General features: G+C 66.3%; 23 protein-coding genes. 5 read left to right on the top strand and 18 right to left on the bottom strand.

The window, feature by feature from the left end; genetic code table 11:
• Positions 1-34: 34 nt before the first annotated feature.
• The 3 genes from BLT27_RS09215 to BLT27_RS09205 form a co-directional block, all read right to left on the bottom strand.
• Complete coding sequence (locus tag BLT27_RS09215; protein WP_089733122.1) at positions 35-3,868, bottom strand: vWA domain-containing protein; 3,834 nt, start codon at positions 3,866-3,868, stop codon at positions 35-37.
• Positions 3,869-4,164: 296 nt separating this feature from the next.
• Positions 4,165-5,157, bottom strand: a complete 993-nt coding sequence (locus BLT27_RS09210; protein ID WP_089733120.1) for a glutathione S-transferase family protein — start codon at positions 5,155-5,157, stop codon at positions 4,165-4,167.
• 72 nt (positions 5,158-5,229) lie between these two features.
• Positions 5,230-6,474: a hypothetical protein gene (locus BLT27_RS09205; RefSeq protein WP_089733118.1), complete on the bottom strand. Its 1,245-nt coding sequence runs from the start codon at positions 6,472-6,474 to the stop codon at positions 5,230-5,232.
• A 280-nt stretch (positions 6,475-6,754) separates the two neighbouring features.
• On the opposite strand from BLT27_RS09205, the gene BLT27_RS09200 reads away from it, so the two are divergent.
• Positions 6,755-10,150, top strand: a complete 3,396-nt coding sequence (locus BLT27_RS09200; RefSeq protein ID WP_217639115.1) for a methyl-accepting chemotaxis protein — start codon at positions 6,755-6,757, stop codon at positions 10,148-10,150.
• A 176-nt stretch (positions 10,151-10,326) separates the two neighbouring features.
• Here the strand turns inward: BLT27_RS09200 and BLT27_RS09195 are convergent, their stop codons facing one another.
• From BLT27_RS09195 to BLT27_RS09155, 9 genes are all read right to left on the bottom strand, one after another.
• Positions 10,327-11,130, bottom strand: coding sequence for a CheR family methyltransferase (locus BLT27_RS09195; RefSeq protein WP_089733116.1), 804 nt, complete (start codon positions 11,128-11,130; stop codon positions 10,327-10,329).
• Complete coding sequence (locus BLT27_RS09190) at positions 11,127-11,648, bottom strand: chemotaxis protein CheD (RefSeq protein WP_089733114.1); 522 nt, start codon at positions 11,646-11,648, stop codon at positions 11,127-11,129. The genes BLT27_RS09195 and BLT27_RS09190 overlap by 4 nt, the downstream gene beginning before the upstream one ends.
• The gene (locus BLT27_RS09185) at positions 11,645-12,889 is read right to left on the bottom strand and encodes a chemotaxis protein CheC (protein WP_089733112.1); all 1,245 of its coding nucleotides are present in this window, start codon (positions 12,887-12,889) and stop codon (positions 11,645-11,647) included. The genes BLT27_RS09190 and BLT27_RS09185 overlap by 4 nt, the downstream gene beginning before the upstream one ends.
• Positions 12,886-13,491 carry a chemotaxis protein CheC gene (locus BLT27_RS09180; protein WP_089733111.1) on the bottom strand — a complete coding sequence of 202 codons (606 nt, stop codon included), beginning with the start codon at positions 13,489-13,491 and terminating at the stop codon, positions 12,886-12,888. Before BLT27_RS09180 ends, BLT27_RS09185 begins: the two co-directional genes overlap by 4 nt.
• A gap of 25 nt (positions 13,492-13,516) precedes the next feature.
• Entirely contained in the window at positions 13,517-17,032 is a 3,516-nt protein-coding gene (locus BLT27_RS09175; protein ID WP_089733109.1) for an ATP-binding protein, read from the bottom strand.
• On the bottom strand, positions 17,025-18,098 hold the full coding sequence (gene cheB / locus BLT27_RS09170; RefSeq protein WP_089733106.1) for a chemotaxis-specific protein-glutamate methyltransferase CheB: 1,074 nt from the start codon (positions 18,096-18,098) through the stop codon (positions 17,025-17,027). The genes BLT27_RS09175 and cheB overlap by 8 nt, the downstream gene beginning before the upstream one ends.
• A complete protein-coding gene (gene cheY / locus BLT27_RS09165) occupies positions 18,095-18,457 on the bottom strand; it encodes a chemotaxis protein CheY (RefSeq protein ID WP_089733104.1) in 363 nt (120 codons plus the stop codon). The genes cheB and cheY overlap by 4 nt, the downstream gene beginning before the upstream one ends.
• A gap of 125 nt (positions 18,458-18,582) precedes the next feature.
• Positions 18,583-19,170 carry a chemotaxis protein CheW gene (locus BLT27_RS09160; protein ID WP_089733102.1) on the bottom strand — a complete coding sequence of 196 codons (588 nt, stop codon included), beginning with the start codon at positions 19,168-19,170 and terminating at the stop codon, positions 18,583-18,585.
• 4 nt (positions 19,171-19,174) lie between these two features.
• The gene (locus BLT27_RS09155; RefSeq protein WP_089733167.1) at positions 19,175-20,074 is read right to left on the bottom strand and encodes a prenyltransferase; all 900 of its coding nucleotides are present in this window, start codon (positions 20,072-20,074) and stop codon (positions 19,175-19,177) included.
• Positions 20,075-20,222: 148 nt separating this feature from the next.
• Between BLT27_RS09155 and BLT27_RS09150 the strand changes: the two genes are divergently transcribed.
• The 4 genes from BLT27_RS09150 to queC all read left to right on the top strand — a co-directional run bounded on the left by BLT27_RS09150 (position 20,223) and on the right by queC (position 22,668).
• A complete protein-coding gene (locus BLT27_RS09150; protein WP_089733100.1) occupies positions 20,223-20,582 on the top strand; it encodes an ArsR/SmtB family transcription factor in 360 nt (119 codons plus the stop codon).
• A gap of 88 nt (positions 20,583-20,670) precedes the next feature.
• Positions 20,671-21,132 (top strand): 6-pyruvoyl trahydropterin synthase family protein, encoded by a 462-nt coding sequence (locus tag BLT27_RS09145; protein WP_089733098.1) that lies wholly within the window; start codon positions 20,671-20,673, stop codon positions 21,130-21,132.
• A gap of 1 nt (position 21,133) precedes the next feature.
• Positions 21,134-21,898, top strand: a complete 765-nt coding sequence (locus BLT27_RS09140) for a 7-carboxy-7-deazaguanine synthase QueE (protein ID WP_089733096.1) — start codon at positions 21,134-21,136, stop codon at positions 21,896-21,898.
• Between the two features lie 17 nt (positions 21,899-21,915).
• Positions 21,916-22,668 carry a 7-cyano-7-deazaguanine synthase QueC gene (gene queC, locus BLT27_RS09135; RefSeq protein ID WP_089733164.1) on the top strand — a complete coding sequence of 251 codons (753 nt, stop codon included), beginning with the start codon at positions 21,916-21,918 and terminating at the stop codon, positions 22,666-22,668.
• 28 nt (positions 22,669-22,696) lie between these two features.
• On the opposite strand, the gene BLT27_RS19730 is transcribed toward queC, so the two are convergent.
• The 6 genes from BLT27_RS19730 to BLT27_RS09110 form a co-directional block, all read right to left on the bottom strand.
• Positions 22,697-22,849: a hypothetical protein gene (locus tag BLT27_RS19730; protein ID WP_175526422.1), complete on the bottom strand. Its 153-nt coding sequence runs from the start codon at positions 22,847-22,849 to the stop codon at positions 22,697-22,699.
• Between the two features lie 48 nt (positions 22,850-22,897).
• Positions 22,898-23,821 carry a DMT family transporter gene (locus tag BLT27_RS09130; RefSeq protein ID WP_245707693.1) on the bottom strand — a complete coding sequence of 308 codons (924 nt, stop codon included), beginning with the start codon at positions 23,819-23,821 and terminating at the stop codon, positions 22,898-22,900.
• 82 nt (positions 23,822-23,903) lie between these two features.
• The gene (locus BLT27_RS09125; protein ID WP_089733094.1) at positions 23,904-24,464 is read right to left on the bottom strand and encodes an FAD-dependent oxidoreductase; all 561 of its coding nucleotides are present in this window, start codon (positions 24,462-24,464) and stop codon (positions 23,904-23,906) included.
• Positions 24,465-24,528: 64 nt separating this feature from the next.
• Complete coding sequence (locus BLT27_RS09120) at positions 24,529-25,011, bottom strand: SRPBCC family protein (RefSeq protein ID WP_089733092.1); 483 nt, start codon at positions 25,009-25,011, stop codon at positions 24,529-24,531.
• A gap of 89 nt (positions 25,012-25,100) precedes the next feature.
• Positions 25,101-25,529 carry an HTH-type transcriptional regulator LrpA1 gene (lrpA1, locus tag BLT27_RS09115; RefSeq protein ID WP_089733090.1) on the bottom strand — a complete coding sequence of 143 codons (429 nt, stop codon included), beginning with the start codon at positions 25,527-25,529 and terminating at the stop codon, positions 25,101-25,103.
• Between the two features lie 103 nt (positions 25,530-25,632).
• The gene (locus BLT27_RS09110; RefSeq protein ID WP_089733088.1) at positions 25,633-26,568 is read right to left on the bottom strand and encodes a thiamine pyrophosphate-dependent enzyme; all 936 of its coding nucleotides are present in this window, start codon (positions 26,566-26,568) and stop codon (positions 25,633-25,635) included.
• Between the last annotated feature and the right edge of the window lies 1 nt (position 26,569).

Below are 26,569 nucleotides of genomic sequence, written 5' to 3'. Positions count from 1 at the left end.
CGAGGGGGTGGACAAAAAAGACGTGATTGTCGGCTCAGACCGCCGAGCGGGCGCGGGCCGCGGATGCACCACTCTGTGACGGGACGAGTCGTGCAGTCGGCGTGCCGCCGGCGTCTCCGGTCACAGCGCGGTCCACCACGTCACCCGGGAGCGCGACGATGCTGGCCGACTCGTTGCCGAGCTCGACGTTGCTCTGGTCGATGTCGATGACGTAGCTGTTGTCGTCTGTCGGGTCCGGGATGGAGCTGTCGTCGCCGACGACCTGGCTGCTCCCGTCGTCGCTCCCGTTGACCACCCACGGCCCCTCGTTCCACGCCTCGAAGTGGAGCACGACGTAGTCGGTGTCGCTGTTCGAACTGTTCGTGCGGACGACGATGACCGCGTCGTTCTCGCCGAGACTGAACTCGTCGGCGGTCGAGTCACCGTCCGTGTCCGCGATGAGGCTGCTGTCGTAGTCGTTGATGACCTGCCGGAAGCTCTCGTCCTTGAACCAGCCCGTGTCGAACTCGGAGGCGTCCGGGATGGACTCCCCGTCGACGTAGATCTCGTGGTCCGACTTCGAACTGTTGTTGATCTGGTCGAACGTTCCCGCTTCCCGACTCTCACAGGTCACCTCGTCGTACGTCGTCCCGTCGTGGCTCTGCGTGTCACCGGTCTCGGAGACGTTGTCGCAGGCGTAGGTCGTCGCCTCCGCAGAGAGGAGCGTACCGACGTACTGGTCCACCTGCTCCTCGTCGAAGCCGAGCGTGTCGGCGATGTTGATCGTTCTCGACGGACGCGACGTGGCCGTGGGGTCGTTCGCGTTGCCCGAGAGCGTGACCGTCTCGTCGTCGATGCTGATCTCGACCGTCGTGTCCTTGTACTCGATGACGTTGTACTGCTGCTCGGTGACCTGACCGGCGATTTGGCGGAACGTCTCGTTGAGTTGTTCCGAGTCGCCGACCTGGGAGTAGTTCCCGCCGGTCTCGTCAGCGATATCCTGGAGGAGTGAAGTGTTCGTGTTGCCACCGAGGCCGACAGTCTGAATCTGGATGTTGTCGTTCACATCGTCGGCCGCACCAATGACCCCTCCAGGGGTACCGTCCGGCCTGCCGTCGGTCAGCAAGATCATGACCTTGTTATCGTTGTCCCCGTCTTGGAGTTCAGCTGCACCGCCCCTGATCGCTTCCTCCATCGGCGTTCCGCCCTCGGAATTGAGTGACAGGCTAGAGTTGGCTCCGTCGAAGTCGTTACCGTTCTCGATTTGCCACACGGTCTCCGTGTCGTACCAACCGTTCGTCGTGAACTCGATCGCACCGACCCGGTCGCCATTCGAAGCGTTCAGCATACCGATGAACGTACGCATCGCGTCGGCACGTTCGTCAGTAGGATCGTTTCCGAGTCCGTACATCCGCACGTAGTTCCAGTTGGCAGTATCGATAGTCTGCCCCTCGTAGACCCACTGCGTGGACCCAGTACCGGCATCTCCTTCATCAGCGTACGGGTTGTTGGATACGAGCCATATCTGACCGTCCGGGATGGTCACGTCGCCGCCACTGTCGTCGACGCGTCTGATTTCTGCGACACCGTCGTTGTCACCCGAGTTGTCCTTCTCCAGGTCAGCTCGTTCATCTTCAGTGAGGTACTCCGTCTCCTGGCCCATGGCTCCGGGTTCCAGGTATCTGACCTCCCAGACCGTATCCTCCGGGACCCAGGCCCACCCGTATTCGTGGTCGTCGGGGTCCACGTAGGACGCCTCTTCCGGAGTTTCCCAGGCAGTCCAGCCACCGTCGAGTTCTATGGCTCCATCCGTAATCTCGTTCACCTCGGGGTTCCCCATCGACCCGGAGTCGTCGATGACGAACACGACGTCCAGCGGCTCGCGCTCACCGACTTCGCGCGTCTGGGTCCGGTTGTCGGCGACCATCGAACCGACGACGGTCAGTTTGGCGTGCGACTGGTTCACGATGAGGGCGTTCGCAGTCTCGTCCTCGTTCACGGGCTGGCAGCCGTTGACGCCCATCGCCTCTATGTCGGGGCACTCGTCGTACTTCTCGGGGACGCCGCCACTGCTCCCCTCCTCGCTGTCGGGCGTACCGTCACCGTTGCGGTCGAACTCCGCGGTCTGAACGCTGGTGTCGAAGTGGAGCTCTGCGCGCGTGTTACCCTCGCCGTTGTTTCCGGCCGTGGTGTCGATGCGGTCCACTGCGAGCGCGCCAAACACCTCCGATTCTTTCCCTATTCCGAACACGCCACCGGCGTCACCGGGACCGTAGACGACGCCGGTGAACCGGCTACCGTCGAGGAACTCCCCGCTGCAGCCGGACTTGCAGTAGAACCAGAGGCCGTCGGACCGGTTCGTGTACTGGCTCCCGTTGTGGACACCGACCCGTGAGCTGTCGAGACTGAGTTGGTTGCCGGACTCCCCGCCGACGAACATCCGTGCTTGCCCGTCGCCCTGTACCCGGATTTCGGCCCCGGGTGCGACCTCGACCTTCTCCTCAACCGCGAGCACGACGTCGCCGCTGCTCGTATCGAGAACGAGGGTTGCGTCCTGGGGCACGTTCAGGGAGTCGAGGTAGAAGACGCCCGGCGATTCGAGCGTCGCGGTCTCACCCGTCGAGAGCGTCGTCACGTTGTTCTGGATGACGTCCGTGCGATTGTTGTGGTTCGCGTCGGCAGTCGTGTTCAGCGCCGCCTCGATACGGTCGTCGACGGCTGGCAGCGGCGGGATATGCGTGCCGTTGTCGGTCTCACCGGTGATGGTTCCGCCACCGCTAGCGGATAGGTCCGAACCGGTCGAGTTGTTGAAATACACGTCGCCGTTGACCAGATAGCTCTCTTTGAGCTCGACTCCGGAACCGGAGTAGATGCTTCCGTTGACATCGCTGTTCTTGATGGCCACACGACTGTTCGTGTATATGTTCCCCTCTCCCCAGTTCTCGGGCTGAGATGCATACGTACCCTGGCTGCCGTCGTAGCTATCGAGAAGTCCATTCTGTTTCAGGTTGATCTCCCCCGCAGCCGACCCGGAGTAGAACCCACCGAGAATCGGGGCGTCGTCGATCGTGAACTCGTCGGGCGAGAGGTCCTGACCGAGGGGGACGGTGTATCTGAGGGTCTGGTTCGCGTCGTCGACCTCTTTGTGGGGTTCTCGGAGCGGTATCTCGTCGCCGAACTCGTCGTCGAGGTACCGTTCCCAGGCCTCGTAGTACGTGTTGTTCGAGACTGTAATCGTCATCGACCGAACCCGGTCGATGGTCGAGTTCTCCGAGACGGGGAGACAGAGCTGCTGTTCCATGTTCGGGCCGCCGGGATTATCGACCTGCCTGGCGGTCACTTCTCCCGAGGCCGAGTTGAGGTCACCCTGCACGTTGACGACCGGGAAGTCGACGCTCCGGACGGTCCGGTTGTCGACCTGCTCCGTCTGGTAGGTCAGGCCCGGCGGGGAGACGAGGCTGACACCGTCGCCGTCGTCACGCCACACGCCGCCGGCCTGATACGCGACCGACTGGCCCTCGTCGTTCCGGTAGACGATCGAGCCGAGCTCCATCCGGGCCGTACAGGCCCCCTCCCCGTTCAACTGGAACGTCAGGTTTCCGTTCGATTCGATCCGTACGTCGTCCGAGCTCCGACCGGCCAGGTCGAACGAGGCCACGTCGTCGTCGTCCTGGTACGAGAGCGTCTGGAGTCGAACGCTCGCCTCCTGCAGCGACAGCTCGGCGTTGTCGAGCTCGTTCTGCTGCTGTACCTGTTCGGTCGCAGACATGCTCGCCATCAAGATGAGACCCGCTCCGACCATCACCATCCCGAAGAGAAGGACCAGTCCGACGATCGCGGAGGCTGCACGGCGCTCAGACGGACCGAGAGGGGGGAGTATCGAGGACATGGGTGGCGCTACTGAACTGCATGATAACAGCGGTGCTCGCTGTATAAGTGTATCGGGCGAATCATTTATATTATTGCCCGATTCCGCCCAGTTATTTTCACATTTCTAGCCACGAAAGGCGCAGCAGTGGCGGACCCTCGGGAAATAGCGGCCACAAACTATTAATACCAATTCGGGGTTCGTTCGCAGCGCAGCGTCGATGAACTAACGACTGGAGCACTAATCCAACGCGAAGTCGAACGGAACTACGGCCGGGCCGCCGCCAAAGTGACATATGCTCTATACAAGTTCGGGGGTCAGTCTCGGAGCGCGGCCGGGGCAGTCCCCGGCAGCTCGTCCCTGTCGTGGGGCGCGTCGAACGCCGGACCGGAGCCGACGGGGACGAGCCCCTTCGGGTTGAGGTCGGTGTGGGTCGTGTAGTAGTGCTCCTTGATGTGGTCCATGTTCACTGTCTCTGCGACGCCGGGGAGCTGGAACAGTTCCCGGGTGTGTCCCCAGAGGTGCTCGTAGTCGACGAGGCGGCGGACGTTACATTTGAAGTGGGTGTGATACACCTCGTCGAACCTGACGAGCGTCGTGAACAGACAGACGTCCGCGAGGGTCAACTGGTCGCCCACCAGATACCGCTGGTCGGCGAGCACGTCGTTCCAGTGGTCCAGTGCGTCGAACAGGTCGGCGACAGCGTCCTCGTGCGCAGCCTGGGCGTCGGCGAAGCCAGCCCGGTAGACGCCGTTGTTGATGGGGTCGTATATCTCGTCGATGACACGGTCGACCTCGTCGCGCAGGGCCGTCGGGTAGAGGTCGACGTCGTGTCGGCCACGGTCGGCGAAGGCGTCGGCGAACATCTTGATGATGTCCTCCGACTCGTTGTTCACGATGCTCTCCGTCTCGCGGTCCCAGAGGACCGGGACCGTGACCCGGCCGGTGAACTCGGGGTCGGAAGCGGTGTACACCTGGTGGAGGTACTCAGCTCCGTTGACCGTATCCGCCGTGCAGCCGTCCTTGGTGGGGGTGAACTGCCAGCCGTCTGCCTCGCGGTACGGGTCCACCACGTCCATGCTGACGACGTCCTCAAGTCCGAGCAGGCGGCGCACGACGACCGTCCGGTGCGCCCACGGACATGCTCGCGACTGGTAGAGGTGGTAGCGGCCGGCCTCGGGGCGGAACTCCGCAGCGGGCTCGTCGCGGATCCAGTCGCGGAACGTCGTCTCCTGCCGGTCGAACTCCCCGTCCTCGTTGGTGCTCTCGTAGGTATCTGTCCGCCACTCGCCGTCGACGAGCATGTGCATACACTTCCTTGTACACGGCCGGGGAAAACGGCTCCGTCCCGTGTGTATCCGACCGCTTTCTCTCGATGCGGGTCATCGCGGCTTCCAGTCGCCCTGGAACATCACCCGCAGTCCGGCCTCCCTGGCGAGGGTCTCGATGCGGCCCCGCCGTTCAGCGAGCGCCCCCGCGGTCCAGAGGTACGGCCCCGAGTCGAGCGTCACGTACTCCTCCATCGGCTCACCGCTCGGGTGGCGCGGAACGCGGTTCAGTACCGCCCTCCCACCGTCGTTCGGGACGTACGGGAGCGACAGGCCCGCGTCGAGGTGCTGTTGTTCGAGCAGGTAGTCGGCGGTCGCCTTCATCGTCTCCGCGACCGACGAGCCGCCGACAGCCCCGATGGAGCTTCGACCTTTGAACAGGCGAGCGACGTACTCGCCATCGTCGGTCATCGGCGCGTGGGTCGCGCCATCGACGTCGTGGTCGTCGCCGCCGTGTGTTCCGGGGTCGTCCGCGTGACCGTCGGTCCGTGTGCTCGCCGGCTCCCTGCCCGCCTGGGTCGCCGCCCCGCTGGTCGCCGATTCGATAGACGGTGTCCCCGACGGCGAGTCGTCGGCACCGCCGTCGTCGGCTGCAGACGCCGACTGCTCGCGCCGCCCGCCCGAACCGGATGCGCCCCCCGAGGGTACCACCGACTGGTCCGGTGCAATGGTCTCGACGACGTCGTCGACGAACGACGCCGTGGCCGTCCTGACCGGCGCGTCGGGCACGGCAGCAGCCTCGTCACCGGCGGCCGAACGCAGTTCCGCCACGAGGGCATCCACGAGTTCCGTCCGACGCGCGGCGATGCTCTCCGCCGCGGCCAGCCGTCGTTCGCGGCTCTGCACGTACTCGGCGGCTCGTTCGGGTGTGAACTGCTCGAGGTCGGCGGCGTGGGACGGGAGCTCACCCAGCGAACAGCTGAAGCCGTCCTCGCCGTCCTCCCGACGAGCCACGAAGGCGAACCGCCGACCGTTGGTCAGAATCCCCCACTCGACGTCCGCGGCGTCCATCGCGGACAGCAACGTCTCGACGTCCGCGGCGTCCAGTGCGGACTCACAGGCCAACGTGTCGACGAACACCGCCGGAACCCCGTCGACGAGCAAGGCGTAGTCGACGACTGCGTCGGTGCCGTCGACGGCGAACGCGGCCTCGACGGACGGCGAACGGACGTCCCAGCCGAGGCACTCGAGAAACGGCTCGACGAGCCGCAGCTGGGTGTTCCGCAGGCCCAGCTCCGCGGCGCCCGGGTCCGCGCTCCCGGCCCGCTCGACGTACGACGCCAGCTCGTCGGCCCTCATCGTCCCCGCGTACGACGGTCATCGGCATGTATGTTACCCCTGAAAGATCTCCAACACGACAGCGGTTCTGTATTTTTATTCAGCCTGTGGAACGGCCACCAATTTAAAGACAGGTTACTCACCCTTCCGCTGTCTTGTGTTTTCACGTGTGATAATCTCCGGTAGCGTTTTATATTCTAGTACCTACCGTATCGCACATATGCTGGGCCCACTCCGTCGACTCGTACCAAAATTTATCCGCAAGAGCTACGCGTTGAAGTTCGGTATTGCGCTCCTTATCATGGGTCTGGCAGTCGGGGCGGTGGGGTTCGTCGCGACCGGTCAGATTACAGAGGAGGTGCAGACCAGCGTCAACGACAGGTTGGGCGACCAGGCGCAGCAGGAGGCACGGAACCTCCAGTCCTGGGACGAGCGTAACCTGGTGATCACACAGACGACAGCGACTGAACTCGAAGAGCCGGTGGGGAACAACGACCGGTCGGCCGTCGAGTCGGTCCTGAAGGAACGGACGACAGAACTGCAGTTCCAGCGAGGAATCCGCGACATGCACTGGGTGAGTCTCCAGAACAACAACGTGCTCGCGACCTCGCACAACCCGTACAACGGGTCCTCGCTCACCGATATCCAGACTGCGTGGGCGAGCGAACTGGACGGTGGCAGCATGGGTACCGTGCCCGAGAACGGCGCGTTCTACACCGTCTACCAGAACCACGACGACCGGACCGTCGTCGCCTACGCCTACCCGGTGAAGGGGACCAGCGGCTCGCAGGTCATCATCACGTCGGTCTCGGTGGCTGACTACGGCCGCACCATCCAGAACGACGAGGGGCAGGCGACGATGATCCTGACCGGGAACAACGACGTGGCGTTCGCGAACGATACCCGCGTCGACTCGGCCGGCTTCATCGGGAGCCCGTTCGGCAGCGACGACGACGTCGCCGCACTGGCACAGGGAGGCTCCGGCACGTTCACGATGTCACAGCCGCCGGAAGCCGTCGCGACGATGGTCGGAAGCGAGTACAGCGGCGACGAGTACGCCGTCAGCTACGCGGAGGTCCCCAACCGGGACATGGTCGTGACCATCAGCTCGCCGACGAACGAGGTGTACGGGTTCGTCAACACGGTGAGCGACTACGGCCTGTACGCGACCATCGGCGGGATGGCCATCATCGTCGTGTTCGGGACCGTCATCGGTCGGAACACCGCGGCATCCATCGACCGCCTGACCACGAAGACCGAGCAGATGGAGGAGGGGACGCTCAACGTCGACTTCGAGACGCACCGCATCGACAACATCGGGCGGCTGTACGACGGGTTCGCGTCGATGCGTGACGCCCTCCGCGAGCAGATCCAAGAGGCCCGGGACGCCCGCGAGGAGGCCGAGCTCGCACGCGCCGAGGCCGAGCAGATGAACCGGCACCTGGAGCGGAAGGCCGACGAGTACAGCGGCGTCATGCAGGACGTGTCCGCGGGCGATATGACCCAGCGGATGAACTCCGAGTCCGAGTCCGAGGCGATGGCCGACATCGCGACCGAGTTCAACGAGATGATCGGCGAAATCGAGGAGACCGTCGGGCAGCTCAAGAACTTCGCGAACGAGGTCGCCACCTCCTCCGAGGAGGTCACGGCCTCCAGCGAGGAGGTTCGCTCCGCGTCCGAGCAGGTCACGGAGTCCATCCAGGAGATTTCCGACGGTGCGGACCGGCAGAACGACAGCCTCCAGCGCGTCAGCCAGGAGATGTCCGGGCTGTCGACCACCATCGAGGAGATCGCGTCCTCGTCCAACGAGGTCGCCGACCTGGCCGAGCGGACCGCCGAGACCGGTCGTGACGGTCGCGAGGCCGCACAGGACGCCATCGAGCGGATGGCCCAGCTGGAGCGCGAGAGCGAGCAGGTCACCGAGCAGATAGAGCAGCTCGAGACGGAGATGGAGCAGATCGACGAACTCATCGACTTCATTTCCGAGATCGCAGAGCAGACGAACATGCTCGCGCTGAACGCGAACATCGAGGCGGCGCGCTCCGGCTCCTCCGGCGAAGGGTTCTCCGTCGTCGCACAGGAGGTCAAGGACCTGGCCGAGGAGACCAAGGACGCGGCCGAGGACATCGAGCAGCGCCTCGAGCGCATCCAGTCGACCACCCAGCAGACGGTCGAGGGTGTCGAGGGTGCGTCCCAGCAGATCTCCGCGACCACCGACGCCGTCGAGGACACGGTGGACGCACTCGACGAGATTGCGGGCTACGCGGAGGACACCAACACCGGCGTGCAGGAGATCTCGGCGGCGACCGAGGAACAGGCGGCCTCCACCGAGGAGGTCGTCGCGATGGTCGACGACGCGGCGATTATCTCCGAGGAGACCACCAGCGAGGCGGAGACGGTCGCGGCGGCCGCCGAGCAGCAGACCACGGCACTCACCGAAGTGTCGAAGAGTGCGAGCGACCTCGCGAGCCAGGCGTCCCGCCTGAGCGAGGCCCTCGACCGCTTCGACACCGACGTGGATACCGCGTCGAAGTTCGAGGACGGGAGCGCCCTGCTCGCAGACGTGGAGGCGGAGCCAGAGTCCGAGGAACCGGCCGTCGCCGGCGACTCCGACGCCGCGGAGGCCGTCATGGAGCTCTCGGACGAGGACGACTTCGACACCACGGTGGACGACGAGGACGCAGCCGACGGTCTGGGTGCACCAGCGACGTTCGAGGACGAGGCACAGCCGTCCGACGACGCCGGGTCGGACGCCTTCGACGACACGGGTACCTTCGGTGACGACGACGCTCTCGCCGTCGACGAGGACGTCGACGCGGACGGACTGGAGCTCGACGACGCCGTGCCGGCCGAGGAGTCGGCTGCCGACACGGCCACAGCAGCCGACGCGGAGGCCGAGCCCGGCGACGCCGACGCCATCGCCGAGGACGTGGTCGACTCGACGGCAGACGCCGAAGACGAGGAGCCGTCGTCACCGGCGACAGAAGTCGACGCGCCAGACGCCGCGGAGACCGAGAACGACATCCAGGAGTTCGACCCCGACATCGAGTTCGGTGACGGCGAGCCCAACGAGACGGGCATCGACGATGCCACGTTCGACACGAGCGCCACCGCATCCGAGACGGACGAGCCGGGGGACGAAGCTGCCGAGGCGGACACGTCGGCGGAAGAGGCCGACGTGGAGCCGACCGACGATATCGGCCCCGCCGGCGGTGACGTCGAGACCGAGTCGGCCGCCGACGAGGCGGCGGAAAGCGACGACGGGGTCGCCGTGGACGCGGAGCCGGCGGACGATGTCGACGTGACCGCGGACGCGGAGTCGACCGTCGGGACCGAGGATATCGACAGGCAACTCGACGAGGCACTCGGCTTCGACGAGGGCTCGTTCGACGACCTCGAGGAGGAGACCGAGCCCGAGACGGAGACCAAGGAGGTCCCCGGAGTGGAGAACATCGACTTCGGGAGCGAAACGACCGAGACGCCGGCAGCCGAACCGGAGCCGGACAGTGCAGACGCGACTGACGGTGACGACGCAGACGACGCGAGCGACGTGGACGACGTGAGCGACGTGGACGAGGACGAGGACGACGACGCGGACGACGCGAGCGACGGAGACGACGTGAGCGACGTGGACGAGGACGACGACGCGGACGACATGTTCTCGTTCGCCCAGACCGAGCCCGAGGACGACGAGTAAGCCGACGACCGCGGTCGGCGGTTCCTTCTTTCCCGCGCTGCATCCGTGAGTGACGATGCCGGTTGCTGCCCCCCGGTATCCAGACGGGCGGAACGGCCGTCACAGCTCCCGCGGTGACCCACCGGGGCTCGTGGCCGTCGCTACGGGTTGGTGAACGGGACGGAAGAGCGATGTGCTCACTCGCGCTGGTAGATGCGCAGCCGCCCGTCGAGCACGTCGAACGCCGACTTGAGCTGCGGCGGGATGGTCTCGGCCTTGCCGATGACGAGGTAGCCTTCCGGCCGGATCGACTGTGCGATAGTCCGGAGGATGGGTCGCTTGTACTCGTTGTCGATGTAGATGAACAGGTTGCGACAGACGACGAGGTCGAAGCCGGACTTCGGACCGTCGTTGATGAGGTCGTGCCGGGCGAAGGTGACCAGCCGCTTGACCCGGTCGGTCACCTCGAAGCGGTTGTCGTCCCGGTCGATGTACGCGTGGAAGTTCGAGAGGAAGCCGAGCTGCTCCTCGATGTCGATGGTGCGGGTGCTGTGGTAAACACCCTCCTGTGCGGTCGCGAGCGCTTCCTCGTTGATGTCGGTACCGTACACCCGGAACTTCGACTCGTCGATGCGTGGGTCGTCGAGGATGAGCATCGAGAGCGAGTACGGCTCGCGGCCGTCGGCACAGGCCGCCGACCAGACGTGGACCCGGTTCTGTTCGGACGACAGCGTCCGCAGCACCGACCGGATGCCCTCCCAGACGTCCGGGTTGCGGAAGAAGCCGGTGACGTTGATAGAGAGCGCATCGAGGAGCTCCTGTGCCTCCTCCGGGTTGTCGACGAGCAACTCGTAGTACTCGCCGTAGTCCGCCGTGTCCGTGCGTCGCATCCGCGAGGAGAGCCGCCGCTTGAGGTAGCTGTCGTTGTAATGACTCGTCGCGAACCCGATCTCGTCCTCGATGTACTGTGCGACCCGACTGAAGTCGGAGTCGTCGGTCACAGCTCCGTCACTCCACGGTCGCCGTCGGCGGTACGGATCTGGAGCGTTCCAGTCCCGACGTCGAACTCGACGGTCCGACCCCGCTGCCCGCCGACGTCCTCGCCGATGATGGGGACGCCGAGTTTCCCGAGTTCCTCCTTCGCCGCGGCGACGTTTCGGTTACCCACGCCGTCGCCGAACGATTCGAACTCGAACATGTCGCTGCCGCCCGCGATCTTCGCCTCGACGGAGGTGTAGGCGGCACCCTTCTCGACCATCCGACGGAGCATCGCCCGGATGGCCGTATCGGCGTACTTGCCGGGCTGCGTGTCCGCCCCGTCTGCTGCATCACCGTCGGGCAGCATCACGTGCGCCAGCCCTCCGATACCGGAGTCGGGGTCGTACAGCGCGATGGCGAGACACGAGCCCAGCCCGTAGGACTTCAGCGTCTCCGTCGACTCTTTACCCCTGACCACGAACTCCGAGATACCGACCTGGACCGGCTCGGGTGCACCCGGTTCACTGCCGTACGTCTTCATGCGTTTTCAACTTCGTCTATCGGGAAATCGGCCGTGGTCTGTGCGTCCTCGATCCTCTCGATGTCGAGGTTGTTCAGTGCACGCTCCAGGTCGGCCTCGTCGGGGATGGCGTAGATGGAGCAGTCGAACTCGCGGTCCTCGGCCTTGATGACGGTGTCGAAGACGAACGCGAAGTCCTGGTTCTCGCCGAGCCCGATGATGACCGGGTCGATGACCGCCGCGCCGTAGTCGTGGATGTACTCCGGCGGCGAGTGGTCGATCGTCGTGTCGAGCACGTTCGCCCAGCCGTCGATGAACCCCGACGCCATGATGTTCCCGAGCTCCTTGATGGCGCTCTTGCCGAGGTCGCCGAACTCGTCGTCCGGCGGGTTCGGGATGGTCGCCTCGACGACCTCCCGGGCGGAGGCCTCGTCGAAGAGGAACAGCAGGTAGCCCGAGGGCGTGCCGTCCAGCTCGTGGGCGACGCCGACGAGCATCTCGTCGTCGATCTCCTGCGGGATAGCCGCCAGCGAGGCGAACTTCAGCCGCCGGATCTTCACGCTCGTGTCGATGCCGGTGAGCGTCGTGATGTTCGAGGCGACCTCCCGTGCGCCCTGCTGGGCCATCTCGTCGAAGCCCGCGAGCTTGTCGTACTCGATGCCCTGGCTGTCTGGGTCGGTGTGCTTGTCGAGGATGTCGGCCATCGACTCCTGCTCGGGGAACAGGTAGTGCTTGAACCCGATCTCGGTGTCGACCGCCTCGATCTGGCTCTGGAACAGCAGCGCGAGGTCGTCGTCGGTCGGGGCCTCCTCGAGGTCGCCCAGGAACGGCTCGGCGGTCTCGCCCTCGATGAACTCCGGCGTGGAGACGTCGATTGCGGTCCCGAGCACGTCGGCCCAGCCGTCGATGAAGCCCGCGTTCATTATCTGGCCGACCTCGGTCGCGGCCGACCGGCTCATGTCGTCGAACTCGTCGGCCGACGCTTCCTCGACGAGCGCGCTCACGACGCGCAGGGCGGCGTCGCGCTCGAACAGGATGAGCGAGTGGCCGTCGAGCCCGCCGGAGAGCTCGACGCGGACGCCCACCTTCGGGATGCCGTCCTCGAACTCCGTCCGTATCTCGGAGCCACGCATGAAGTTGAGCTTCGTGATCCCCACGCGAGTCTCTACGTCGGTCATCCGGGTGAGCCGACCCGCCGCGAGTCCGGCACCCTCCCGCGCCATGTCGTAGAAGGTACCGAGCGCGGTGATGTCGAGTTTCATGTGGGCCTGGCTTCGATCCCGTTGACCATCTCCACGAACTCTTCGAGGTTCGGGAAGGCGTATATCTCGGCGTCGATATCGTAGCTCGGGACGGTCAGATTGGAGTCGAAGAACAGCGCGAGGTCCTCGCCGCCGAGGCCCGCGGTCCGTTCGACGATCTCACCGGCCGGTGCGTACACGAGCTGCGGTGTCGCGATGTCGATGGTCCGACCGAGCACGTCGGCCCAGCCGTCGATGAAGCCCGAGGCCATCATGTTGCCGAGCTCCTCGACGGCCGAGCGCGCCATCTCGCCGGACACCTCGGACATATCGTCGACCATGTCCGAGAGCATGAGCGCCGTTATCTTGCGGGCGCTCGCCTCCGGGAACAGGATGAGGATGTGTCCGTGCGGGGGCTCCATCAGGCGGACCCTGACCCCGACGCGCTTGCCGGCGTCCATCTGGGTCTTGATGTCCTGGATGTCGATGAAGTTCGTCTTCGTCACCTCCATCTTGGCATCCTCGCCTGTCAGTTTGCTCATGTTGTCGGCGACCCCGTTGGTGCCGACCTTGGCCATCTCGTTGATGAAACTCAGCTTCCGAATGTCGACCATCAGACTCATAGCTTCCTCCAGTGTTTTCGTCCGTTCATAGTGTCTTCACGTCAAGGATGTTGACTACCTCACCTTCGCCCAGTACTGTCGCACCGCTCAGCCCGGGGATACCTCCGAGGACACCCTCGAAGGGCTTCACGACGACCTCCTGCTGGCCGCGAACCTGGTCGCAGTGGACCGCCACGGGGCGGACCTCGTCACGGATGCGAAGCAGCATGCCGTCGCCGTTTCTCGCTCTGCCCGGCGTCTCGAGCGCCTCGTTCAGCCGGACGAGCGGATACGTGCGGTCGCCGTCGCGGACGACCTCCTGGCCGTCCTCGACGGTGATATCGGCGGCGTCCCCGATGTCCTGGATGTCCTTGACCGGGACACCGAACTCCTCGTCGCCGGAGGTGACGAACATCACGTCGGCGATGGCGACCGTGACCGGAAGCAGCATCCGGATCGTCGTCCCCTCGCCGGGGGTGCTCTCGACCGAGACGGAGCCGTCGAGGTCGTTGACCGTGCTCTTGACGACGTCCATCCCGACACCACGGCCGGAGACGTCGGTCACCTCGGAGGCCGTCGAGAGGCCGGGGTGGAAGATCAGTTCGTAGGCCTCCTCGTCCGACAGGGCGGTCGCCTCGTCCTCGGTGAGCACGTCGGCCGCAACGGCCGCGTCGCGGAGCCTGTCCGGGTCGAGGCCGCGGCCGTCGTCCGTGACCTCGATGGCGACCTGGTCGCGCGCACGCTCGACGTCGAGCGTGACGTTCCCGGTACGGGGTTTGTCCGCGGCCTCCCGCTCGTCGGGGGCTTCGATGCCGTGGTCCACCGCGTTCCGGACGATGTGGACCAGCGGGTCGCCGATGCGGTCCAGAATGGACCGGTCGACCTCGACGCCCTCGCCGTGCATCTCGAACTCGACCTCCTTGTCCTGTTCCCGGGAGATGTCGCGCACGATGCGCGGCAGGCGGTTCGCGACCATCTGGACGGGCACGAGGCGCACGTCCATGACGGTGTCCTGCAGCTCGCCGGTCAGGTCCTCCAGTTCGTCGAGTTCGGTGTCGAGTTCCGCGGGGTCGGCGCCCTCCTCGACGGTCCGACGGAGCCGGACGCGACTGGTGACCAGCCCCTCGACGAGGTTGAGCAGGCGGTCGACCTGCTCGACGTCGACCCGGATGGACTGTATCTCGTCGTCCGTCTCGGCCTCGCCGTCCTCGTCCGCGAGCGTCTGTATGCCCACGTCGACGTCGAGCGCCGACACCTCGGCACCGTCGTCCGCGGCGGACGTGGACTCGCCGGTCTCGGGCTCCGGAGCCGGGTCGAAGCCGTCCGCGCTGTCGAGGTCGGCCCCGCCGAAGTCGCCGTAGCTCTCTGCGCTCGGCTGGCTCACCGTCGCCGAATCGTCTGCGTCGGCCTCGAAGTCACCGGTCTCGACCTCGGTGGTTCCCCCGGCTTCCGTGCCGGGGTCGTCCAGTTCGAACTGCTGGACCTCGACGCGGTCGAGGTCCTCGTCGTCCACCGACGTGCCCGCACCGAGATCGTCCCCCGCGTCGTCGGCGGGTTCGTCGAAGCCGTCGTCGGCGCTCCCGGCGTCCGCGAACCCGTCGTCGAACGAGCCCTCCTCGAACGAGTCTTCCCCGAACGAGTCCTCCTCGAGGGGGTCCGCGGACGCGTCGTCGATGCCCGACGAGCCGGCGGGCTCTGCGGCGTCGAGCTCGAACCCGTCGCCGCCGAAGTCGTCGTCGAACTCGTCGGCATCGTCGAACCCGGTCTCCGTGTCGTCGAGCGCATCGGTCCCGAAGTCGTCGGCCGGCCTCGACTCGAAGTCAGAGCCGATGTCGTCGCCGAACTCGTCGACCGCCGTCGTGGCGTCGGCATCGGCTGCCGCATCCGTCGCCGCGGCAGTGTCTGTCTCCGGTTCGTCGACGGCGTCGGTGGCAGGTCCATCGGCGTCGGCACCGGTAGCAGTCGTCTCGGTCCCGGCAGTCGGCTCGGACCCCCCTGCGTCGGGAGTGTCGGCGTCGGCCGCGACCGCGTCCGTATCGGTGTCGGCGTCGGCCGCGACCGCGTCTGCACCATCGGCCGTCACCGCGTCCGTGTCCGCTTCTTCGTCGGACGTCACTCCGTCCGTATCGACCGCCTCGACCGGGTCGTCCGGTTCGACCGGCGTTTCGGCCTCGCTCTCCTCGAAGCCCGCGACGTCGTCGTCGCTGACGAGGTCCTCGACGGAGACCTCGTCCTGGTCGGTCCCGACGGCGGCCTCGGTGTCGGCCCCGAAGAAGTCGTCCTCCGACTCCTCGAAGTCATCGCCGAGGAGTTCGTCGAAGCCGACCTCCTCCTCGTCCGCGTACTCGTCGAACTCGAGCTCGTCGAGTTCGTCCTGCAGTTCGTCGAAGCCCACGGGGTCGACCTCCTGTTTGAGCTCCGCGAACGTCGCGGCCGCGTCGTCTACCTCCTCGTCGGGGTCCTCGACTGGCTCGGCTGGCTCGGCGTCGGCCGCCGGCTCCCCGGTGTCCTCGTCGAAGGAGACATCGAGGTCGTCCTCGAGGTCACCCCCGAACTCGTCGTCGAGGGGGTCCTCGGCCGGCTGGTCGCGGGGGTCGAGGCCGTCGCCGAGGTCGAGGTCGTCGAACGAGCCGGCGTCGCCGAGGTCGTCGAAGCCGGAGACGTCGTCCATCTCCTCGACCATCGCGTCGAGGTCGTCGTACTCGTTGAACTCAGAGAGGAGGTCGTCGACGCTCATGTCCTGTGCGGCGTCGGGGTCGATCTCGCTCCCGGGGTCGTCCTCGAACAGGTCGTCGAACTCGTCGTCGCCGACCTCGGCCGGCTCCGGTTCGGCCCGCGACGACTCGTAGGCCGTCGTGACCTCGTTGATGCGGGCCTGTGCGACCGGCTCGACGGGGTCGAGCGCCGCCGAGATGGCGGCCTCGCCGACGGCGCTGCCGAAGACGGCGTCGAAGGTGCCGTCGTACTCGCCGGCAGCGATGGTCTCCCGGTCGGGGACCGTCCCGAGAAGGTCGAACGCGTCCGCGAGCGCGTCCACGACCGCACTCCCGTGTGCCACGGAGCCGGACTCGTCGACCGCGAGGCGGACGTGGAACACGTCGTGGTCCTCGTCGGCGAGGTCGTCGGCCACCGCGACGGCGTCCTCGATGGCCTCGTCGTCCGGTTCACCGATAGTAGGGACGCCCGTGGCCGCCTCCTGGACCTCGCGGATGGTCTCGATGGTCTCGCTCGGGTCGGTCCGTATCTCGCCGTAGGCGCGGACCTCGTCGACCATGGTCTCGAGTTCGTCGACGCCCGCGAAGATCTCGTCCATCAGGTCGGCTGTGACATCGATCTGGCCGGACCGAACGACCTCGAGGAGGTCCTCGATGGCGTGGGCCAGGTTCGAGGCGCGCTCGAAACCCATCGCACCGCTGTTGCCCTTCAGGGTGTGCGCCATCCGGAAGATGCGGTCCATCGCCGCGTCGTCCGTGGGATCGCGCTCCAGTTCGAGCAGTGCGTTGTTCAGCTCGGTGATGTTCTCTTCGCTCTCCTGAACGAAGTCTCTCTGGTACTCATCCATGCGTCTGACCCTCCTGGGTGAACGTCGAACAGATGCCGGCCGGAATCTCCTCGGCCGGCAGCACCTGATCGACGCACCCCGTCTCTATCGCCTGTTTGGGGATGCCGAACACGGGGCTCGTCTCCTCGTCCTGGGCGATGGTCGTGCCCCCGGCAGCCTTGATGGCTTCGATGCCGGCCGCACCGTCTTTGCCCATCCCGGTCAACGCGACCCCACAGAGCGGGTCCGTCACCCGGTCCGCTGCGGTCTCCATCGTCACGTCTATCGAGGGGCGAACGCCGTGGCGGCGCTCGTCCTCGGTCAGTCTGATTCGCAGTCTGCCCGCGACGTTCGAGGTGACCTCCATGTGGAAGCCCCCTTTGCCGATGACGATATCGCCGTCGTCGACGGCCTCGCCGTCGCTCGCTTCGCGCACCTCGTAGGGCGTGAAGCGGTCGAGGCGAGCCGCGAGGCGCTCCGTGAACGACACCGGCATGTGCTGGATTATCAGCACCTTCGCGTCGAGTGCGAGCGGGAGCTCCCGCACGATGCGCTCGACGAGCTTCGGCCCGCCAGTCGAGGCTCCGATGACGACCGTGGGGTGGTCGACGTACTGCCGTGTCGGCTCCGCCTCGGCCGCGACCGACCCGCCCGCATCGGCAACTGCGGTCCGCTCGGCCGTCGCCACCGAGGAGATGTCGGCGCGCTCGACGGCCTCGCACTTCTCGACGAGTCGATCCGAGAGGCTGGCGATGTCCGGTGACACCTCGCCGCTCGGCTTCGTGAGGAAGTCGACGGCGCCCTCCGCCAGCGCGTCCAGCGTCGCGTCCGCACCGCTGTCGGTGTGGGCGCTGAGCATCAGAATCGGTGTCGGGTTCGTCGACATGATCTCACTGACTGCTTCGATTCCGTTCATCCCGGGCATCTGCACGTCCATGGTTACGATGTCCGGCTGGTGCTCTTCGACGGCCTTCACCGCCGCTTTCCCGTCGCTGGCGCTTTCGACCTCGTACCCGTTGTCGGCGAGGATGTTGCCGATGACCGTCCGCATGAACTGCGAGTCGTCGACAACGAGCACGCTCGTCATGCAGGTACGACGTCTTTGAGCGCCTTCCGCACGCTCGGTTCCTCGAACGGCTTCGTGACGTATCCGTCAGCGCCGGCTTTCACCGCGAGCTTCATCTTCTCGCGTTGGCCGACGGACGTACACATGATGACCCTGGAACTCGGGTCCAGCTTCTTGATGGCCGCTGTGGCTTTGATACCGTTGCATTTCGGCATCACGATGTCCATCATCACGATGTCCGGATTTTCCTCTTTGTACAGTTTGACCGCCTCTGCCCCGTTGGACGCCTCTCCGACGATGTCATACTCGTCCTCCAATATCTGACGGAGGAGGTTCCGCATAAAATGAGAGTCGTCCACGATGAGCACCCCTGTCGACATTCAGTTAGTACACCAAGCCAGGTTAGACATAGCGCGAATATAAATGCTGTTGCCCGGTTATCAGTGTCGAGAACACGGGGTAAACACGACCTTACCGCCAGTAATCGGCCGTTTAGGCCGCCGAGTCACGCCGTGGCGTCCTGCCCCGACGCCTTGATGAGCCCTTTGATGTCCAGCAGACCGATACGTTCGGTCACGTCGCCATCGTCCATCCGACGGATGACCGCGTTCACGAGGGGGTGGGAGGCGTCAGCGGCCTCGACGTGGTCGTCCGGAACGATCTGTCGGAGCGGGAACACCTCGACGCCATCGACTCCGTCGACACGGATGCCGACGCCCTGCTTGTCGGCGGTTCGGTCGAAGACGATGATACGCTGTCGCTCGAAGGGTGCGGGGTCCGCATCGATGCGGAAGTGGACGCGCGGCTCGATGACCGCCGTGATCTCGCCACGGAGGTCCATGATGCCGTCGATAGCTGGGGACGTCCGGGGGACACGCGTCCGCTCGGACACCTTGACGATGCTCTTGACGGCGTCGACACTGACCGCGAAGGACTTCTCGCCGAGGCGGAAGATAACGAACCGTTCCGTCTCCTCGTCCTCCTGCTCGCGGGCTGTGTCGTCGGGGCGCTCGGTGGTCGCGTCGGGGTCGAGGGCCTCGGCGTCGGCCTCGACCTCGACGTCCACGAGTTCGTCGGGCAGGTCCGCAGACATGATTCTATACGCCTAATACCGCCGGTGGGTAAAAACGTTGACCCCCGCGAGCGAGGACCACCAGCGCCCACGCGAGGAGCTGGACAACGGCCAGGCCGACCATCGTCGCGACGCTGGGGAACGGTGACGTGGCCCGGGTGAACCGGCGGCTCGCGACCGCCCCGGCCGGTGCGAGCAGGAGACAGGCCCAGCCGACGAGTCGCGGCAGCAGGTCGGCGAGCGGGAACAGCCCGAACATCGCGAAGGCCGTCCCGGTCGTCAGCCAGTGCGCCCAGCGCAGCCGTGTCGTCGACCAGCGGGTCGGTAGGGTCCGTTTACCGGTCCCTTCGTCCGCCCGACGGTCGGGCCACTGCGTCGCGAGGAGGTTCGCGAACACGTAGACGGTGAACGGGAGGAACGCGAGTACGGCCGCCGCGTCGAGTGGACCGCGCGCGACAGCGACACCGAAGAGCGGGAGGACGAGCCCGCCGAGCAGTGCGTTCGTGACCTCTCCCAGTCCGCGGGCGACGAGCCGCGGCCCGACGGAGTACGCCCAGCCGAGGACCACGACGATAGCGAGGAGCCCAGTCCCGCGGGCGGTCACAGCGCCCACCGAGCTGGCACCCCAGGTTGCCACCGTGCCGACCGCGAGTGCGATCACGGCCGCACGGAGCGCGGTCTCGGCGGGCAACCCGGTACGCACGAGCGCACCGCTTCCGCCGGAGAACCGCGTCCGTTCCGTGATGGCGTCCGTCTCGACATCGGCGTACTCGTTGACGTAGTGGACGCTGGCGGCGAGGGGGACGAGCGCGACTGCGCCGAGTGTGGTCCGGGTGAGGTGTAGCGACCCACCGCGACTGGTGCCCGCGACCACGCCGACCGCGTAGACGAGGAGGATGAGGAGAAGCTGTGATGGGCGTGACATCTTCCACCACGCGAACAGTCGTTCGCGCCCCGGTAATCGCACCATAGCCCCGTGTTGGTTCGTGTGACCGTAATCCTGCTGGTCACGAGGAGACTAACGATTCACTACCACAAGATTCAATCTTGATAATGAGACTATACTGTTGCAGATGTCTACTGGACGATGGGCCACCCAGGGCACTGGGGTCGACGAGCAGGACCTGCTCGAGACACTCGGCAACAAGTACAGCGCGGAGATACTCTGTGCGGCGCAGTCCCCCGCGTCGGCACAGGAACTGAGCGACGAGATGGGAATCCCGATAGCGACCTGTTACCGTCGGATCGAGGAGCTCGTGGAGGCGGGGCTGCTCGAGTGCGAGGGCCGACAGCTCTCCGAGGAGGGTCGACGCACAAACGTCTACCGACGTACCCTGGACGAACTCGCCGTGGACTTCTCCGAGACGGTCCCCTCGTTCTCCTGTAAGGAACGCTCCGAGGCCAAGAACCGCATCCAGGACCAGATGGAGTGAGCCACCGCTTGCAGTCCGTCCTCCTGCCTCTCAGTGCCGACTAGGGGCAGTCCGGCAGATTCAAGTATTCCTCCAGGAATATCTCGGTATGACTGGAGTACCCCTCGAACGCGACCGAGGGGGCGTCGAGCTCGACGACACCGAGCGAACGCTCTACGTCGGTCGCGACCGGCCCATCCGGCTCAGCGCCGGGCATCGGATTCGACACCACGACGGGAAATGCTCGCGACCGCACGGCCACAACTACGAGGTGACCGTCCGACTGACCGGGACGCTCACCGACGAGGGGTGGGTCGTCGACAAGGGCGACGTGACGGACGTGCTCGAGGCGTTCGACCACCGGTTCCTCCTCGAGGCGGGCGACCCCCTCGTCGAGGCGTTCGAGGCCGCGGGCGATGGCGACGGCGTCGTCGTCCTCGAACACCCGCCGACGGCCGAGGTGATGAGCGCGTACTTCGAGGCCGAACTGGAATCACAGCTCCCGGACACCGTGACCGACGTGGCGGTCCAGGTCGCCGAGACGGCGGAGCTGTGCGGTGGCGGCTTCTGAGATGCCCGTCAGCAGCGACGTCACGCGGCCCGACGACGGTGACGGCGGCCTCCCGGTCAACGAACTGTTCTACTCCCTGCAGGGCGAGGGGAGCCTCGGCGGCGTCCCGAGCGTGTTCGTCCGGACGAGCGGCTGCAACCTCCGCTGCTGGTTCTGTGACTCCTACCACACCTCGTGGGAGCCGACCCACGCCTGGATGGACGTCGCGGACGTCGTCGATGCCGTCGTCGACTACGACCGCGCGGACCACGTCGTCGTCACCGGTGGCGAACCCCTGCTCCACGAGCCGGTCGTCGACCTCCTGCACGAGCTCGGCGAACGTGGGTACCACACCACCGTCGAGACGAACGGCACCATCCACCGGGACGCCCCGATCGACCTCCTCTCCGTCTCGCCGAAGCTGGCGAACAGTACGCCGACCCCCGAGCGCGACCCGACCGGCCGGGGAGAGTGGGCGGACCGCCACGAGCGGGCCCGCATCGACCTCGAGACGCTCTCCGAGCTCGTCGCGGACTACGACCACCAGCTGAAGTTCGTCGTCACGGACGAGTCCGACGTGGACGAGGTCGAGGCGCTGCTCCAGCGGCTCCGCGATGTCGCCTGGGTGCCCATCCACGACGAGACCGTGCTCCTGATGCCGGAGGGTGCGACCCGCGAGCGCCTCGCGGAGACCCGTGACCGCGTCGCGGAGCTGGCGATGGCACACGGCTACCGCTACACGCCGCGACTGCACGTCGACCTCTGGAACGACGCCCCCGAAACGTGACCCCCTTCACCGTACACATGACCGACGACACCAGCGCAACGAGCGACCAGCACGACTCCGACGAACCGACCGACAGCCGTCGCGCCGTCGTCCTCGCCTCCGGCGGGATGGACTCAGCGACCGCGGCGTACCTCGCCGCCGAGCGTGGCTACGAGGTCTGCCTGCTGCACACCAGCTACGGGCAGAACACCGCGGACCGCGAGTTCGAGTGCGCCGAGGCACTCTCGAACGAACTCGACGCGGTCGTCGACTTCCTCCACGTCGAGACCGGTCACCTGCAGGCGGTCGGCGGCTCCTCACTGACTGACGAGGGGATTGCCGTCGCGGACGCCGACCTCGACGCCGGCGAGATACCGTCGTCGTACGTCCCGTTCCGCAACGCGAACCTGCTCTCGATGGCGGTCTCATACGCCGAGGCGGCGGGCTGCGACGCGCTCTTCATCGGTGCCCACAGCGAGGACTTCTCGGGCTACCCCGACTGCCGTCCCTCCTTCTTCGACGCCTTCCAGACCGTCGTCGACGTGGGGACGAAGCCGGAGACCGACATCGCCATCGAGGCCCCGTTCGTCGAGTGGTCGAAGACCGACATCGCCGAACGGGGGCTCGAACTCGGGGTGCCCTACGAGCACACCTGGTCGTGCTACCGCGAGGAGGCACCCGCCTGTGGCACCTGTGACGCCTGCGCGTTCCGACTCCAGGCGTTCCAGCGGCTCGACGAGCGAGACCCGATCTCGTACGAGGAGCGGCCGAGTTACGTGGAGGAGGCCTGATACCGGCGTTCCCTGGCCGGACGGGCGTTCAGGCCTCGCCGGGGACGGGGACGTCGACGGTCCGGTCGACCGCGAACAGCGCGAACAGCGCGAACAGCCCGTACAGCGCCGGTTCGTTGGTGAACACTCCGAACACGCCCAGTATGCCGAGCGCCCCGAGCTTCCGTACATTCACTTGCATCACATGTAGTCGTGGGGTGTGTGGACCGAAAACGTCCGGGGGAGGTTCTCAGTCCCTCGGAACGTCGTCCCCCGCCTCGTCCCGCTCCCGGTTCCAGACCGTGATGGCGATGCCGACCAGCGCTATCGCCCCACCGACGACCGTCAGAACGCCGGGGACCTCCGCGAACAGCGCCAGCGCGAGCACGGCGCTCCCCAGCGGTTCGCCCAGCAGCGAGACGCTCACGACCGCGGACTCGACCCGGTCCAGCAGCCAGTTGATGACGGTGTGCCCGAAGATGCCCGGGCCGACCGCCATCGCCAGGAACAGCGCGTACTCCCGCGGCGGATAGTCGAGCAGGGCGTGGCCCTCCGCGACGACCGTCGCGAACAGCACGACCGTGCAGGCCCCGTAGACGACGGTGACGTACGGGAACAGCCGGATGCGCTGCCGGAGCGACCGTCCGGCGAGCACGTAGCCCGCCGCCATCGCGGCGGCGACGACCGCGAGCACGTTCCCGAGGAGGGGGTCGGTCGCGGTCGCACTCGCCCCCGCGTCGAGGCCGATGAGTGCGGCTCCGACCACGGCGACGACGATGCCCGCGACCGTCCGCCGGGTGACGCGGTCGCGCAGGAACAGCCACGCGCCGACCGCGACGAACAGCGGCTGGGTCTGGACGAGCGTCGCGCTCGCCGCGATGGTCGTCAGGTCGATGCTCGCGAACCAGAGCGCGAAGTGCGCGGCGAGGGCGACGCCCGCGACGACCGCGAGGCCCATGTCCCGGCCCGTGATGCGCCGGAAGTCACCCGGGGACCGCCGGAGCGCGACCGGCGCGACGAGGCAGGTCATGAACAGCACCCGGTAGAACGCCTTCACCGAGCTCGGGGCCGCCGACAGCTCGACGAGCGGCGCGCTGGTGCTGACGGCGGCGACGGCGACGGCGAGCCCGACCACCGGGCGGGAGCCGACGTACTCGCGGACGGCGACTGACACGTCAGGCCATCCGGGGAGCCGCGTCAAGGAGATTCCGGTAGCGGCGACCCGAGCGAGCCCAGCCGTGCCCTGCCGGCTGGCGCTACTCCGCGTCGGCCGGCGTGTCGAAGTCGTGGAAGTGCTCGCCCTTCTCCTTCGAGAGGACGTTCAACGCGGCCGCTGCCCCGTCACCCGCGGAGATGATCGCCTGCCACTCCTCGGCGCGCACCATCGCACCCGTGGCGTAGCAGTCCGCGACAGTCGTCTCCATCGTCACGTCCACGTCGACCACGTCGTCGTCGGTGAACGCACAGCCGAGGTCCTCGGCGAGGCTCCGGTTCGCGCCGGTCGCGAGGACGACGTAGTCCGCGTCGACCGAGTCGTTCGCATCCGTCTCGACGGTGAACCCGTCGTCGCTCGTCTCCACGCCGGTCACCTCGACACCCTGGTGGCGTTCGACGCCGAACTCGTCGACCTGTGCGCGGGCGTCCTCGACGAACGCGGAGCCGTCCTCCGACTCGATGCCGAGGTAGTTGAACAGATGGGCCTTGTGGAGCCAGGTGCCGTCCGTGTCGTAGACGGTGGTCTCGAGCCCGTTCTTCGCGGTGAACAGTGCGGCTGACAGGCCGGCGGCTCCGCCGCCGACAACGACGACATGTGTCATACGATATCAAAGGACGCCCGCGTCCCGGTTAAAGCTACGCGAGGCGGCCAGCTGGGTGGGTCTGTCAGCGTTCCAGCAGCTCCTTCGTCCGGCGGTGTCGGTACCGGAACATCGGCTCGAAGCCCACCCACGCGAACGGGCCGCCGAGGTCGCCAAGCCCGCCGAGCGGGAGCCGGTACTCGACGCGGTCGTCGACCACGGTGCGGTCGCCGGCGGCGTAGAAGCTGTGGGTGTGCTCCCACTGTCGGAACGGGCCGTCACGCATCTCGTCACGGAACAGCGCCGCACCGGCGTCCTCCGTCCGTTCCGTGATGACCGATGTCCAGCGCTGGGCCGGACCCACGCCGAGCGGCCGCATCGCCATCTCGATCTCCGAACCGGTCTCCAGCACATCGGGCTCCGGTTCGTCGTCCGGCCCGTGGACCGCCTCGACCTCGAGGTTCGCGAAGCCGGGGGTGAGCGCCTCGAGACCGGCGACGTTGGAGTGGAAGTCCCAGACCGTCTGGAACGGAGCGTCGACGATGGTGCGACGCGAGTAGACAGGCATGCGTACGTGTAGGGAATCCGAGTGCAAAAGGAGCCCGGTGGCGGCACCGACGGCCTGCGTCCGGCCCGACGGCTCCCGTCCGTCGGGCGTTACTTCAGGCGTTCCTGGAGGAACGACGGGTGTGCAGCGGTGACTCCCTCGATGGAGAGCACCGCGTCGTGGATGACGTCGCCGAGCTCGTCGCCGTCCGCGGCCCGGACCTCGGCCATCAGCATGTGGTCACCGCTGGAGGTGTACAGCGACTCGACGGCGTCCAGCTCTTTGAGTGCGCGGGTGGCCTCGACGTAGCGCTCCGATGCCACGTCGATGCCCACCAGTGCGATCGACTGGCTGGAGAGCTTCTTCGGGTCGACGTCGGCCGAGTAGCCGACGATGACACCCTCCTCCTCGAGCTGACTGATGTACTTCCGGACGGTGGGTTTCGACACCTCGGCGCGTTCAGCGATTTCCGCATAGGAGGCCTGTGCGTCTTCCTCCAGCACAGAGAGGATACGGTCGGCCGTCGATTCGGTGCTCATACAGTAGAGTTTGCGTCGGCAGAAAAATAAGTTATGAATCCGAAAACGGTGGGAATGGTTCGCAAAACGTCCCGGGCGGGCGCGGCGAAACCGAGCGACGGCGCTACTTGTGACGGTCGAGCAGGTCGTAGCTGCGCTCCCACTCGTAGTCGTCGTCGAAGTAGCGCTCGACGAGCGGCTCATCCGGCATCTCGCCGATGGCCTGCTTCTCCTGCTGGTAGGAGGGGCTCTCGTCGTCGACGTAGTAGCGACCGGTGAGCACCTCGCCCTCGTAGAGCTTGTTCTCCGTCTCGAACATCATCTGCGACGCCTCGGTCCGGTCGTGGATGTCGTGGTCGTAGTCGTCGGAGTCCTGGATGTCGACGTACGGCACGTACTGCTTCGCGTCCTTGTTCCAGGTCGGGCACTGGGTGAGGAAGTCGATGTGCGCGAAGCCGTCGTACTCGATGGCCTCCTTGATTATCTCCTTGGCCTGGTTCGGGTTGACAGCCGCGGTGCGGGCGATGTAGCCCGCGCCGGCGTTGAGCGACTGCGACAGCGGCCGGATGGGCGTCTTCGCGCTCCCCGACGGCTGGGTCTTGGACTTGTGGCCCTTCGGGGAGGTAGGCGAGGTCTGGCCCTTCGTCAGGCCGAAGACCTCGTTGTTGAACACGATGTAGGTCATGTCGTGGTTCTCCCGGGCGGTGTGGATGAAGTGGTTCCCGCCGATGCCGTAGCCGTCACCGTCGCCGCCGGCGGCGACGACCTCGAGCTCCGGGTTGGCCAGCTTCGCGGCCCGGGCAACGGGCAGCGAGCGGCCGTGGATAGTGTGGAAGCCGTAGCTGTCGAGGTAGCTGTTCAGCTTGCCCGAGCAGCCGATGCCGGTGACGGTCAGGACCTCCTCCGGGTTACGGCCGACCTCGGGCAGGGCCTGCTTCAGCGCCTTCAGGACGCCGAAGTCGCCACAGCCCGGACACCACGTCGGCTGGGGCTCGTTACCGGGGGTGAACTCGTCCCGGTCGATCTCTCGTTCCTCTCCGATCGCGTTGAATGCACTCATG

This window comes from Haloarchaeobius iranensis, from assembly GCF_900103505.1.
Taxonomy (GTDB): Archaea; Halobacteriota; Halobacteria; order Halobacteriales; family Natrialbaceae; genus Haloarchaeobius; species Haloarchaeobius iranensis.
The sequence above is the reverse complement of the archived record's forward strand: the minus strand, read 5'-3'. Positions and strand labels throughout refer to the sequence as shown.